Here is a 12,703-nt window from a genome sequence, read left to right as displayed (position 1 = left end):
CTAACTGGCTCCGTATTTGATCTGACGGCCTTCTCTGGTGCGCACGCGCACCAGATCCATGGGCTTGAAAGGTTGTAGTGCCAAAGCCTCGGGTGAGAGCTTTTGCTTGAGGACTTCTATGATGCGCGTGCCGGTGCTGCTGAGGTCCTTGATCAGCGCACGTTCGAGCAAGCGTGAATTTTTCTCGCGCAGTGCTTTCAAAATTTCTTCGTGCGGATGAATACCTGTAAAGACTGAGGTCGAGCCTTTGCCATATAGGTAACCCACCGAGGGACCAGTGATTGCCCACAGAGTCTGAATCATGCTTTTGAGATACGACTCTTGCTCCATATGGCATAAGCGCATGTGAAACATTGCGTTGTAGCGCAATTGGTTTTTAACGTCTTTGACGCTTTTGGCTTGCGCCATGGAGTGATGCAAAGCTTCCAGCTCCAAGAGTGATTCTTCATCCCAATCATCAAAATGCTGCAGCGCAGCCATGACTTCTAAATGTGAGCGCAGGGCACGTACTTCGATCAGGTGTTCGGCGCTGGGGATAGGGACTCGCACACTGAAGCCACGTTGGCCTATCAGGATGTTTGCAGCTACAAGTTGCAGCAGCGCTTCGCGGATAGGGGTTTGGCTCATTCCTTCGAACTCAGGATCTTGCAATAGTTCGCGCAAAACAAAGCTGTGGCCTGGGTAGTATTCACCATAGGTCAACTTCGTCAGTAGCGTTTTGCGAACAAGATCAGTGTGATTGACTTTAGACATTGTAATCCTTAGGTATTTGCCCTAGTGCATTTATAGTCATTATTTTATAAAAAGATGAAAGTCGAAGATGCTTTTTTAGGACTTGGATAAGTTCTGATATTTTAAATTAATCAGTATTGAATATTGAATTTAAACAAGCAATCGTAGAAATGTGGTGAAACCATTTTCTAAAAAAGGTTTCACTTGTTGGATAAATCTTTTACAAAATCATAAAGGAGACAAAATGCCACAAACAAATCATGAAGTTCAACTACTTATCGACGGTCAGTGGCGCAGCGCTGCTTCCGGCAAGACTATTGAGGTGCGCAATCCTGCCAACGGCGTAGTTATCGGTCATGTCGCTCATTCCGATGTGGTTGATTTGGACGCAGCGCTGCAGGCGGCGCAAAAAGGTTTTGGCATCTGGCGCAATATGCCCGCGATTGAGCGTTCGGCCATCATGCGCCGCGCTGCTGGCCTTCTGCGTGAACGCGCAGACTCCATTGCAGCATTGATGACGCAAGAGCAGGGCAAGCCTCTGGCAGAGGCCAAGGCGGAAGTGTTGGCTGGTGTGGGCATCATTGAGTGGTTTGCGGACGAAGCTATCCGTGTTTATGGCCGCATCGTACCTGCGCGCCGTATGGACGTGCAGCAGCTGGTGATCAAGGAGCCTGTGGGTGTCGTAGCAGCTTTCACGCCCTGGAACTTCCCCGTCAATCAGATCGTGCGCAAGCTAGGCGCAGCGCTGTCTACCGGCTGTGCTTTCTTGTGCAAAGCCCCCGAAGAAACTCCCGCATCGCCTGCAGCCTTGCTCGAATGCTTTGTGGATGCCGGTATTCCAGCTGGAGTGGTGGGCTTAGTCTATGGTAATCCCGCACAGATTTCCGAGTACCTGATTGCACATCCAATCATCAAGAAGATCACGTTCACGGGCTCTACCCAGGTGGGCAAGCAATTAGCGGCTCTGGCAGGCAAGCACATGAAGCGCTGTACCATGGAACTTGGAGGCCATGCACCCGTTATCGTGGCCGAAGATGCAGATGTGGCGTTGGCCGTACAAGCGTCCAGTGCCTCCAAGTTCCGCAATGCCGGCCAGGTGTGTATTGCTCCCACGCGCTTTTTGGTGCACAGGTCCATCCAAACGCAATTTACGCAGGCTATGCTTGATCGCGTCGCGCAGATCCAAGTCGGTGATGGCATGAATGTCCGTAGCTCTATGGGTGCTCTGGCCAACAGCCGCCGTATCACTGCCATGGAGCAAGTGGTTCAAGATGCACAGCACAAGGGCGCCAAGTTGCTCGCTGGCGGCACTAAGCTGGGCGAAGTGGGTAACTTTTTCGCGCCCACAGTGTTGGCCGATGTGCCACTGGATGCCGATGTATTCAACAACGAACCTTTTGGGCCAGTGGTATCCATGCGCTCGTTTGACAAGCTGGAAGAGGCGATTGCGGAGGCCAACCGTCTGCCTTATGGCCTCGCAGCCTATGCATTCACAAGTTCGCTAAAGACAGCACATACGCTGACTCACCAATTGGAAACTGGCATGTTGTGGATCAATCAGCCAGCCGTGGCTTCGGCGGAGATGCCATTTGGCGGGGTCAAGGACTCCGGTTATGGCTCCGAAGGAGGGCCAGAGGCGTTGGAAGCCTATCTAGTGTCAAAAGCAGTATCGATTGCGATGGTCTAGTCTAAATCGGCGTTGTTGCATAAATCTCTGATTTAGTTTTGCTTGACGCTCAAGAACCTGTTTGGCCTGGCTATCGCCGCGTGACATGCCTTGGTGTCGTAGGCCCCATCGCCGCCCACGCTGGCAATCGGCTCATCTGCGGGTATCTGGCTGAGCAGTTCAAGGCCGGCTTGCGCCGGTAGTTGATTGGCCGTTTACACAAAATTCTGCACACCCTCGCTTCTGAACTTGATGTTTCTGAGGCGTTCAATGCCAGTCTTGCTAGGCAGTTAACGACTTGCGTTGCTGGCTGTGGCGCTATGGCCCAAAGCTTGTTTGATGAGTTCAATCAGCGCTTGAGCGGCATAGCTCAGCGGTGCGTGGCGCCGCGTCACCACGCCCAGCGGGCGCTGAATGCCCGGCGCTTGCAGGGGCAGGTAATGGATGGCTTCAGATTTGAGCAATGACACTGCCGTTTCTGGCAGGGCACTGATGCCCAGTCCATGCGCGACGAGCGCGCCAATGGTGGCGATGTGGTCGACTTCAAAAGCTGGCGTGAAGGTATGACCATGTTGATGCAACTCAGCATCTAAATACTGGCGCACACTGGCTGAAGCACTCATGGAGATGTGCGGGTACTGCAGCGTCTCGTGCAAGGCAATGGCTTGTGCGTGGTTGCACAGCGGATGGCCAGTGGGGCAGATCAGCACAAACTCATCGGTCGTGAGCTGCTCGTAGGCTAAGTCTTCTTGCTTGGGGTCTGCGGCCGTGAGCGCCAGATCGACTTTGCCGCTGCGGACCAAATCAAAAGCTGGGCCAGACAAGGTGTCCAGCAGGGACAGACGCACCCCGGGGTGGATCTGTCTGAATGTGGCAAATACTTCCGGCACTGTGGATGCTGCCAGCGAGGGTAAGGCCGCCACCGACACGGCTCCGGTTTTCAGCTGGACGGCATCCGCTACTGCTTGCACAGCGCGCTGGGTGTCGCGTACCAGTTCTTGGGCATGGGAGACGAAAATTTGCCCTGCATCGGTCAGTTCAACCGCGCGGGTGGTGCGCTCAAACAGTCGGGCGCCAATGTGGGTTTCCACGCGGGCAATCAGTGCTGACAAAGCCGATTGCGACAAATGCATTTGCAGTGCCGCTTGGCCAAAACTGCGGGTTTGGCTCAAGGCCAGCACGGCCTTGAGTTCTTTGGTCGACAAGTTGGGTTCCACCGGCCCGAGTATAGACAGCAGGGCCTGCGCAGCCTGCGAGACCCTGGCTGTCATCGCTTACTCAGGCTTGATGTTGCCATCCTTGATCAACTTGGCCCACTTGGTGAACTCATCATTGATGATTTTCGAAGACTCTTCAGGTGTGTTGTACGTGGCAATCGTGCCTTGGGCCAGCATGGAGTCCTTGACTTCTTGCCTGGACAAAATGTCCTTCAGCGCCGCATTGAGCTTTTGAACGATGGCATCGGGCGTGCCTGCAGGGGCTGAAATGCCAAACATCGAGCTCACCAACATGTCAGGGAAACCGGCTTCACCCACGGTAGGCACATCGGGCAGCGAGGCCACGCGTTCCTTGGTGGTGGTGGCCAGTGCGCGCAGCTTGCCCGCCTTGATTTGGCTTTGTGCGGCAGGCACGGTGTCAATCATGGCGTTGACCTGGCCGCCCAACAAGTCAGCAATGGCAGGGCCGCTGCCTTTGTAGGGCACATGAACGGCATCAATTTTGGTTTGCAGCTTGAGCATCTCAATAGCCAGGTGCTGGGGCGAGCCATTGCCTGCCGATGCAAATGTGACAGTGCCGGGCTTGGCCTTGGCCAGATCCACCAGCTCCTTCACGCTCTTGGCAGGCACGGTGGGGTTGACCACAAACACCAGTGGCACGGTGCCCACCAGCGAAATGTGCGCAAAGCTCTTTTGGATATCAAACGGCGTGAGGGCCGGTGTCAGCGCGGCATTGATGGTGTGGCTGGTAAATGCGCCCATGAGCAAGGTGTAGCCATCGGCGGGCGATTTGCTGACCTGGCCTGCACCCAAGCTACCGCCTGCACCGGCACGGTTTTCCACGATGAACTGCTGGCCCAGTTGGTCTGACAGGTGTTTGGCCAGCACGCGGCCAATCACATCAGTGGCACCGCCGGGTGCATAGGGCACCACCAGCTTGACGGGCTTGTTGGGATAGTCGCTTTGTGCGTGGGCTACGCCCAGCGAGCCGCATGCCAGCCAGACACCTGCAGCAATGGCCGCAATGGTTTGGCGGCGGTTGGTGTTGGTGGTTTTGATAAAAGAAAAGGTGGTCTTCATACAGTCTCCTATAGGGTTTGTAGGTACGCTTTTTCTTGAAGGAACGCTCGATTTTTTTTGTAATCAACAATATTATTAATAATCTAATTCATCAACCGTGGTAAACCCTCCCATGTCAGATAAGCCAAGCCAAGCGCCCTCGATCCATCCTGAAGCAGCCTCCAGTGGCATTTCGAAAGGGCTGACCAATTACGGCGATCGCGGGTTCTCGCTGTTCCTGCGCAAAGCCTTTATCAAAGGCGCAGGCTTCACGGACAAAGCCCTGGATCGCCCCGTGATCGGCATCACCAATACCGGCAGCGCTTACAACCCTTGCCACGGCAACATGCCCCAGCTGATGGAAGCTGTGAAGCGTGGCATCTTGATGGCGGGTGGTTTGCCCATGGACTTCCCCACCATCTCGCTGCACGAAAGCTTCTCGCAACCCACCAGCATGTATTTGCGCAACCTCATGTCCATGGACACCGAGGAGCTGCTGCGCGCGCAACCCATGGATGCCGTGGTGCTGATTGGTGGTTGCGACAAGACCGTGCCTGCACAGCTCATGGGCGCAGCGTCGGTCGGGCTGCCCGCAGTGCAGTTGGTGACTGGGTCGATGCTCACCGGCTCGCACCGCAGTGAGCGTGTGGGCGCCTGCACCGACTGTCGCCGCTACTGGGGCAAATTCCGCGCTGAAGAAATCGACAGCCAAGAAATTGCAGACGTCAACAACCAGTTGGTGGCCAGCGTGGGCACTTGTTCGGTAGCGGGCACTGCCAGCACCATGGCGTGCATTGCCGAGGCATTGGGGATTGCCATTCCCGGCAGCGCCAGCCCTCCAGCCGTCACCGCAGACCGCATTCGCATTGCCGAGCGCACCGGCGAAGTGGCCGTGCACATGGCCCGTGCGGGTTTGACCATTGACCAAATCCTCACCCCTGCGGCCTTTGAAAATGCCATGCGCGTGTTGCTGGCCATGGGCGGCTCGACCAATGCCATCGTCCATTTGGCGGCGATTGCGGGGCGACTGGGCTATGAACTGGACCTGAAGGCACTGGATGCACTGAGCCGCAACACCCCGGTGCTGCTGGACCTCAAGCCTTCGGGCGACCATTACATGGAAGATTTTCACGCTGCTGGCGGCATGCCTACCTTGCTGCGCGAGCTCAAGCCGCTGCTGAACCTGGACGCTTTGACCGTCACCGGCAAAACCTTGGGCGAGGAGTTGGAAGCCGCAGGCCCGGGCTTTGCGCAGACGATTGTCAAAACGCTCCAAGACCCGTTGTCTCCCCAAGGCGGCATTGCCGTGCTGCACGGCAATCTGGCGCCTGGTGGTGCCATCATCAAGCAATCGGCCGCCAATCCTGACTTGATGGAGCACGAAGGGCGCGCTGTGGTGTTTGAAAATGCCGAGGACTTGGCTGCGCGCATCGATGCGTCTGACCTGGATGTGCAAGCCGACGATATCTTGGTGCTCAAGAACATTGGCCCCAAAGCCGCCGCCATGCCTGAAGCGGGCTATTTGCCCATTCCCAAGAAGCTTGCAGCGCAGGGTGTGAAAGACATGGTGCGCATTTCGGACGGGCGCATGAGCGGCACAGCCTTTGGCACCATCGTGCTGCATGTCACGCCTGAAGCGGCGATTGGTGGCCCGCTGGCGTGGGTGCAGACCGGCGATACCATCAAGCTGTCGGTGCGCGAGCGCTCGATTGAATGGAAGATCGATCCCGCCGAGCTTGCGCGTCGCCAAGCTGCCCAACCCGTGCAAATTCCCAGCGCCGAGCGAGGCTATGCCCATTTGTTCAAAAAGACGGTGCTGCAAGCAGACCGGGGCGCCGATTTTGATTTTTTGACCGCAACGCAGCGCAAGGGCGCTGTACCTAGGAGTTAAGCAGGCATGTTGACGGGCACTCAAGCCTCCGAGTGCCGTCCCGAACAGGGCGGCACCTCGGCCATGGTGGCCACACTGGAAGAGGACATTGTGCTGGGCCTTCTGCCACCCAAAATGCGGCTGGTTGAAGACGAGCTGATGGCGCGCTTTGCGGCCAAGCGCCACACGGTGCGCGAAGCTTTGGCTGTGCTCGAAGGCCTGGGCTTGGTCGAGCGCAAGCGCAACATCGGCGCCTTGGTGAAGTCTTTTGGCAGCGATGAAGTCTTGCAGCTCTACGATATGCGCTGCCTGCTGGAGGTCGAGGCCATGCGCACAATCCCATTGCCCCTGCCCAATGCGGCCTTGCAGGCGCTGGCACAGCTGCAAAGCGCGCACGACGAGGCCGTGCGCCAGCACGACGCACGCCGTATCTTCAGAACCAACCAAGCGTTCCATCGGTTTTTGTTTGCGCAATGCGGCAATATGTTCTTGGCCCAGGCCATTGAAGATTTCGCACGCCGCACGCATGCCATTCGCTTTGGTGCCTTGATTTCGGGCGAGCGGCAGCTGCAGTCGCAGCAAGAGCACCACGAGCTGCTGGCCGTGCTGGAGCTCGGGGATCGCTCCCGCTTGCTCGAGCTGGCTACGGCGCACTTGCTGCCCTCCAGAGATCACTACTTGAAGGCGCAGGCCATGCTGCAAGCCTGAAAGCTGCACCGATCAATTCAAGAACAGGCGACGCACATCATCGGCACATGCCAGCGGGCGGCCCAACGCTTGCGCACCTTGGGCGACTTGCGCCACCAGCGCTGCGTTGTCCGGGGCGTGTGAGCCGTCTTTGAGAAACAGATTGTTCTCAAAGCCCACGCGGGCATGGCCGCCCAGGCTGGCAGCAGCCATCGCACAAGCGTTTTCCTGTGGGCCAAATGCGCACATGGCCCAAGGATAGGCGCCATCATCTGCCGCCAGAAACGGCAGCAAGTCCGTGGGAGAAGACGTCTGCCCCACGGCATAGCGACCCAGCACAAACAGCAAGAACCAGCGGTTGTCTGGAATCACGCCTTGCGCGCGCAGGCGCTGCCAAGTCTGCACATCTGCCACGTCATACAAAATAATTTGCGTCATGACGTTGCTGTTCTTCAGCCAAGTGAAGAATGCTTCAATCTCAGCCTCGGACACTTCAGGCTTGACGATTTCGCGCAGCCCCACCGATACCGCCTCCGGTGTGACTTCACGCGCGACCTGCATTTGCACGTGGGGCTGGTAGACCTGTGCGGCCTCGGTGGTGATTTGCACCACCAGCTCCTGCCCAACAGCCTGGCGAATGGCAGCCGTTGCCTCGCGGTAGGCGTGGGCATCGAGCAAATGTTTGCCATCGGCTTGCCGCACATGAGCGTGGATCATGGCAGCACCGGCATCCAGGCAGGCCTTGGCGGTTTGTGCCAATTCCTGCGCCGTCAGTGGCACCTGCGGGTGCTGCGCTTTGGTTTTATAGGCCCCATTAGGGGCCACGGTAACAATCAAAGGGCTGTGCATGCCGTGCCTTTCAGCTTTGCGCTGCATCACCCACGGGTGGCAGCTCGTTTTTGAGGATTTCCAGCCCTGCCAGCAAGGTTTTTTGGTAGCGCTGGCGTTCTTGCGCGATGGTCTCTGGCGTCCACTTGAAAAAGCCTTCGCCCGTTTTCATGCCGAACTTGCCTTCTGCCACTTTTTGCGACAGGCATTGGCTAGGCACCGTGTTGGCGGCCAGCGAGGGGTACATGGTGGCACCTGCCGCGCAGTGCACTTCAAGGCCTGCGTGGTCACGCTGGAGCACCGGGCCAGCTGCCAAAAAGCGAAAACCAAAACCAAAGCGCACTGCCGCGTCCACATCTTCAGGCGTGGCCACACCTGCATCGATCAGCGCGAATGCCTCTCGTGCCAATGCGTGCTGCAAGCGGTTGGCCAAAAAGCCGGGCAAATCTTTCTTCACCAGCACCGGCACCATGCCGCACTGGCGCATGAATGCATGCAGGTTTTGGGCAGATTCGAGTGCGCTGCCTTCGCCGCACACCACTTCCACCAAAGGCGTCAGGTGGGCGGGCATAAAAAAGTGCAGGCCCAGCATGCGCTCGGGTGTTTGGAGCCCTTGAGCGATGGCGGAAATGGGAAAACTTGAGCTATTGCTGGCCAGCAGTGTGTCGGGTCGGGCCAGCGCTTGCAGATCCTTGAACAAAGCTTGCTTGATGTCTAGGCGCTCGGGAATGCACTCGATCACGACGTCGACCGTAGTCCAGTCAATGTCCTGCAAGGACTCTACCGCGCTCAGTTGCTGCTGTTGCTCGCTTGCTTGCAGCTGTGCCAAGCCATTGGCTACTAATTCCGGTACCTTGGCACGGCGCTCGGCGTTGGACTCGACCACGATGGTGCGGCAACCGCCACGGCACAGCACCACGGCCACATCAGCCCCCATGGTGCCGCCACCCACCACCACAGCGGTTGAGCGAGAAGGGCGAAAGAAATGCGCAGGAGCGCTAAATGTTGTGGACTCCACCGAGTGTCTCCCTAGTCAAAATTACTGGGAGCAAGTGTGGAGCTTGTCAATAAATTTGTTAAACGAATTTATTTTCTTAACTATCCTGTTTTGCCGATAAGTTGGCGTGTTGATTTGTCGGCGTCTGCTTGACTTTGCTTGGCACGACGTTTGGTGAACAGATGTAACAAAGCCATAATCACCCACAACAAAATGAGACATCAGGAGTGCAGAGGGTGAGCAATTTTGATTCTCTGAAGGCGCACTCCCAAGCGCTGGCATCGCTGGGTGCGACAGCGGAAAAAATCTTTCCTCACGATCCTGTCAGCTGCGTGGCCAAGCTGCGCATTCTGGCCCAGGCACTGGCCAAAGATATTGCCCATCGCACAGGCGGGGGTCCCAGCAGCAAACCCAAGCCGAGCTGCTGCGTGCGATTGACCAGCGCATGGGGCTGGATCCACAAGTGCGCCACCTGTTTCATGTGCTGCGCATGCGCGGCAATGAAGCAGCCCACGATATCGACGCCCCCATTGGCTACCGCGAAGCGCTGGACAGCTTAAAGATCGCGCGTGAAGTGGCGCTGTGGTTTCACCGCACCTTTGGCAATGATCCGCACTTCAAGCCCGGGCCATTCAAACTGCAGGATGACCCGAGCCAAAAGCTGTACGCGCTGCAAAAGCAAATCAACGACTTGCAAAGCAAGCTCAGCAGCACAGAGGCGGTGACGAGCGATGCTGCCGCCATGGCAGGGCTGCTGCGCCAGCAGGCAGAACAAGAAAAAGCACTCAAGGCCACACCAGCCTGCAGTTCGTCCACTTGGCATTCTTGGGCCTTCTGCTCAGGAGACTTTGAACACGTTCTAAAGCAGACCTGACAGAGCCGCCTCACTGGCTCACTGATCGGCAAAAGGACACTTGGCTGGATGTGATTCAAAACGCCCCACCGGGCCTGCTCAAAGATGTCGATGCCTCGGTGTTCACAGTGTGGGTGGTGGCGTTTGACTTGTACCAAGAGGCCAGCAACAAGTTGGCCAAGACCGGCATGCTGATCAAAGCGCCTAACACAGGAGTGCCGATGCAGTCGCCGTACCTGGCCATCGTCAACCGCCAAGCGCAGATCATGCCCAAGGCGGCAGCTGAGATGGGCTTCACCCCCGCGTCACGCTCGCGGGTGGTGGTCAAAAAAGAAGCAGGCCAAAAAGATGACCCTTGGAGTGGGATTGCGGGTGGGTAAGCCAGTTACTTGGAAGGTTCTGGCACCCATTTGATGCCTGCTACGCCTAGGTTGCCCGTACTGATGTGGTCGCTGAGGAGGGGCACGAGGGTGCGCATATTGAAATCGAAGCTGTGCTGCCACATGAGTCGCAGTTTCCGCAAAGCGTTTTCATTTCGGTAGATGCTGCCATCCCAGTCGATGAGCAACATCGCCACCTCTCCTTCGTCGGCCAGCATACACAGCAAAGCGTCATCAGCGTCTTGATCCAGTGAGGCTTTAAGTTCGTCCTCATAGTCGGCCAGGACTTCGACGTACAGATCGATGCTTAGGGTGGCTTGTCCAGCGAGGGCTGCGTGCAGATCAGCTGCAATTTGCTTTTTGTCACTCATGGGGGGATTTTCGCAGCATCAGAAGCTGCGCTGGCTCAGTGGGTGCAGGCGAAAAAGGAGTCGGGCCACAAAGATGCCTCTTGGAGTGGAATTGCGAGTGGGTAACTAACCCCAGAAGCACCCATAGGGATCTTCTTCTACGGCTGCGCAAAACGCATCAATCGTTTTAGCAGTGGGCACTGGCTCGTAGCTGTGCCACTTCAGATCGGCTCGCATCCAGTAGATCTTCCAGATTTTTTGGGTGCGCACATAGGTGGCTTTGGCGAAGGGCCGCTGGTGTCGTTCTCCATCCATGAGGCGGCGATCTTCGAGCAGGTACACCGATTGGCCTTCTAGGGTCCACAGGAGATCCAGTTGGTCTCGTATGTGTTCAGGTGGTCGCTTGCGCTGCACGAATGCGTTCATTGCTTTGCCAGTGCGCAGTACTTCTAGCTCGGTCAGGGCCATTGACGCTCTCTCTATCTGTCTGATACCCCATGACACTATCACCATCTAGGCGCAATTACGCTGCAGTTGCGCTGCGCTATGCGCAATCGGTTGTGGCTGGCGATGTGCCCGCATGCCAGTGGGTGCGCCAAGCTTGCCAGCGGCAAATCAACGACTTGCAGCGTTTCAAGGGCCGCACCGCAGCGTACCGATTTAACCCTGTGCTCACGGACAGCACCGGACGCAAGTACCGCCCTGCAGACAATTTGTGTGCCTTTATTGAGTTGCTGCCGCACATCAAAGTGAATCACACCGGCTTCCATGAGCTGCCCTGAAGGTAAGGCGAAAGTGTTTTTACGTGACAGTGAAGTGCCTGGCCTAGCGGTTCGTGCTACTGATAAAGGTGCAAAGGCTTTTGTTTTTCAGCGTAAAACCAAAGAGGGCAGCTTCTTGAGTAAGACTATCGGCCCCCCAGCTGTATGGAGCATCGAGCAAGCGCGCACTGAGGCGCGGAAATTGGCATTGACAGTTGACCAAGGCCAAGACCCACGCGAGCTGGAGCGTCAGCACAGGGCAGAGCAGGACGCCCAGCGACAGCAGGCCAAAGCCAAAGCTCTGACAGTAGGAGATATCTGGCCGTTGTATTTGGAGAACGGTAGACCAAAGCGCCGGGATGCTTGGAAGCCGCGCTACTTGGCAGACCTTCATGCAATGGCGCTACCCGGTGGAGAGCCAAAAAAGCGCGGTACTGGACTGACGCGCCCCGGCCCACTTTTTCCTCTTCTGGCATTGCCCCTGTCTGGTGTGACAGAAGATGCGCTGAAGGTGTGGTTTGACCGGGAAGCAATCACAGGTAAGCACCAAGCTGCACGTGCCTTGATGATGTTTCGTGGCTTTCTTCGCTGGTGTGCCGCTCAACCCGAGTATCGGGCGCTGGTGGACCGTGATGCGGGTAAAGCACCGGCGATTGTGGAAAGTCTGCCTGCGAGTGTTCGGCGTACCGATGCATTGGAGGCGGCCCAAGTGCAAAGTTGGTGGAGTGGGGTTGAGCAGTTGTCTAACCAAACCGCCAGTGCTTATCTAAGAACTTTGCTCTTAACAGGTGCGCGCCGGGAAGAAGTGGCTGCCTTGACGTGGCAACAGGTGGATTTCCGCTGGAGCAAGTTGACCTTGGCTGACAAGGTGGAAGAGGTCCGCGTCATTCCGCTGACCCCGTATTTGGCGCAACTACTCATGCGTTTACCGCGTGTCGGTGCCCATGTGTTTGCCAGTACCGGTAAAGCGGGGCGGATTACCGACGCTCGCGCAAGCCATGCCTTAGCGCTACGCAGTGCTGGAATTGGTCATTTGACATTCCACGGCTTGCGTCGCTCCTTTTCGTTGCTGGGGGAAGCCGCAGGCGCACCTGCCGGTGCAATTGCGCAGATCATGGGGCACAAGCCCAGTGCGACGGCAGAGGGCTATCGGCCGCGCAGTATTGATGCGTTGCGGCCGTTCGCGCAGCGCATCGAAGCGTACATTCTGGACCTGGCCAACGTCCAATTTGAAGTGCCTCAAGTGGCTGCCAGGTTGCACATCGTGAAGTGATCCACTTGGTTGTCACAGGGCGAGGTCCTA

14 protein-coding genes and 1 pseudogene are annotated in these 12,703 nt (G+C 57.0%); 7 read left to right on the top strand and 8 right to left on the bottom strand.

Translation table 11 applies throughout. From position 1 onward, the window contains the following. The gene (locus KAQ61_RS08290) at positions 1 to 753 is read right to left on the bottom strand and encodes a GntR family transcriptional regulator (protein WP_210931324.1); all 753 of its coding nucleotides are present in this window, start codon (positions 751 to 753) and stop codon (positions 1 to 3) included. Positions 754 to 976: 223 nt separating this feature from the next. Between KAQ61_RS08290 and KAQ61_RS08285 the strand changes: the two genes are divergently transcribed. Further along, positions 977 to 2,419 carry an NAD-dependent succinate-semialdehyde dehydrogenase gene (locus KAQ61_RS08285; RefSeq protein WP_210931798.1) on the top strand — a complete coding sequence of 481 codons (1,443 nt, stop codon included), beginning with the start codon at positions 977 to 979 and terminating at the stop codon, positions 2,417 to 2,419. A gap of 68 nt (positions 2,420 to 2,487) precedes the next feature. Here the strand turns inward: KAQ61_RS08285 and KAQ61_RS08280 are convergent. The 3 genes and pseudogenes from KAQ61_RS08280 to KAQ61_RS08270 all read right to left on the bottom strand — a co-directional run. Then, positions 2,488 to 2,580 (bottom strand): annotated as a pseudogene (locus tag KAQ61_RS08280) (IS5/IS1182 family transposase); the annotation flags it as partial. Between the two features lie 108 nt (positions 2,581 to 2,688). Then, a complete protein-coding gene (locus KAQ61_RS08275) occupies positions 2,689 to 3,603 on the bottom strand; it encodes a LysR family transcriptional regulator (RefSeq protein ID WP_307902412.1) in 915 nt (304 codons plus the stop codon). A 69-nt stretch (positions 3,604 to 3,672) separates the two neighbouring features. Next, positions 3,673 to 4,695, bottom strand: coding sequence for a Bug family tripartite tricarboxylate transporter substrate binding protein (locus KAQ61_RS08270; RefSeq protein WP_045266628.1), 1,023 nt, complete (start codon positions 4,693 to 4,695; stop codon positions 3,673 to 3,675). A gap of 112 nt (positions 4,696 to 4,807) precedes the next feature. Here KAQ61_RS08270 and KAQ61_RS08265 point away from each other — a divergent pair, with 112 nt between their 5' ends. Together KAQ61_RS08265 and KAQ61_RS08260 are read left to right on the top strand one after the other, a co-directional pair. Continuing rightward, positions 4,808 to 6,565: an IlvD/Edd family dehydratase gene (locus tag KAQ61_RS08265; RefSeq protein ID WP_210931319.1), complete on the top strand. Its 1,758-nt coding sequence runs from the start codon at positions 4,808 to 4,810 to the stop codon at positions 6,563 to 6,565. A 6-nt stretch (positions 6,566 to 6,571) separates the two neighbouring features. Beyond that, entirely contained in the window at positions 6,572 to 7,252 is a 681-nt protein-coding gene (locus KAQ61_RS08260) for a GntR family transcriptional regulator (protein WP_045266630.1), read from the top strand. A gap of 12 nt (positions 7,253 to 7,264) precedes the next feature. On the opposite strand, the gene KAQ61_RS08255 is transcribed toward KAQ61_RS08260, so the two are convergent. Both KAQ61_RS08255 and KAQ61_RS08250 read right to left on the bottom strand, forming a co-directional pair. Then, positions 7,265 to 8,080 (bottom strand): beta-keto acid cleavage family enzyme, encoded by an 816-nt coding sequence (locus KAQ61_RS08255; RefSeq protein ID WP_045267850.1) that lies wholly within the window; start codon positions 8,078 to 8,080, stop codon positions 7,265 to 7,267. 10 nt (positions 8,081 to 8,090) lie between these two features. Then, a complete protein-coding gene (locus KAQ61_RS08250; RefSeq protein ID WP_083215258.1) occupies positions 8,091 to 9,017 on the bottom strand; it encodes a 3-hydroxyacyl-CoA dehydrogenase family protein in 927 nt (308 codons plus the stop codon). A gap of 502 nt (positions 9,018 to 9,519) precedes the next feature. On the opposite strand from KAQ61_RS08250, the gene KAQ61_RS08245 reads away from it, so the two are divergent. Both KAQ61_RS08245 and KAQ61_RS08240 read left to right on the top strand, forming a co-directional pair. Then, the gene (locus KAQ61_RS08245; protein WP_210931317.1) at positions 9,520 to 9,930 is read left to right on the top strand and encodes a hypothetical protein; all 411 of its coding nucleotides are present in this window, start codon (positions 9,520 to 9,522) and stop codon (positions 9,928 to 9,930) included. Then, complete coding sequence (locus tag KAQ61_RS08240; protein WP_210931796.1) at positions 9,927 to 10,289, top strand: phage terminase small subunit P27 family; 363 nt, start codon at positions 9,927 to 9,929, stop codon at positions 10,287 to 10,289. Before KAQ61_RS08245 ends, KAQ61_RS08240 begins: the two co-directional genes overlap by 4 nt. 5 nt (positions 10,290 to 10,294) lie before the next feature. Here KAQ61_RS08240 and KAQ61_RS08235 read toward each other — a convergent pair whose 3' ends face one another. Both KAQ61_RS08235 and KAQ61_RS08230 read right to left on the bottom strand, forming a co-directional pair. Continuing rightward, positions 10,295 to 10,660, bottom strand: a complete 366-nt coding sequence (locus KAQ61_RS08235; RefSeq protein WP_045266632.1) for a hypothetical protein — start codon at positions 10,658 to 10,660, stop codon at positions 10,295 to 10,297. 105 nt (positions 10,661 to 10,765) lie between these two features. Further along, a complete protein-coding gene (locus tag KAQ61_RS08230; RefSeq protein WP_244983024.1) occupies positions 10,766 to 11,107 on the bottom strand; it encodes a DUF3024 domain-containing protein in 342 nt (113 codons plus the stop codon). Between the two features lie 29 nt (positions 11,108 to 11,136). Between KAQ61_RS08230 and KAQ61_RS08225 the strand changes: the two genes are divergently transcribed. Together KAQ61_RS08225 and KAQ61_RS08220 are read left to right on the top strand one after the other, a co-directional pair. Further along, positions 11,137 to 11,421 carry a hypothetical protein gene (locus KAQ61_RS08225; protein ID WP_210931313.1) on the top strand — a complete coding sequence of 95 codons (285 nt, stop codon included), beginning with the start codon at positions 11,137 to 11,139 and terminating at the stop codon, positions 11,419 to 11,421. Next, positions 11,408 to 12,673 (top strand): integrase family protein, encoded by a 1,266-nt coding sequence (locus tag KAQ61_RS08220; RefSeq protein WP_210931310.1) that lies wholly within the window; start codon positions 11,408 to 11,410, stop codon positions 12,671 to 12,673. The genes KAQ61_RS08225 and KAQ61_RS08220 overlap by 14 nt, the downstream gene beginning before the upstream one ends. Positions 12,674 to 12,703 lie beyond the last annotated feature (30 nt).

It is taken from the genome of Comamonas aquatica (genome assembly GCF_018064205.1).
GTDB classification, from domain to species: domain Bacteria; phylum Pseudomonadota; class Gammaproteobacteria; order Burkholderiales; family Burkholderiaceae_C; genus Comamonas; species Comamonas aquatica.
This window is presented reverse-complemented; position numbering and strand designations above follow the sequence as displayed.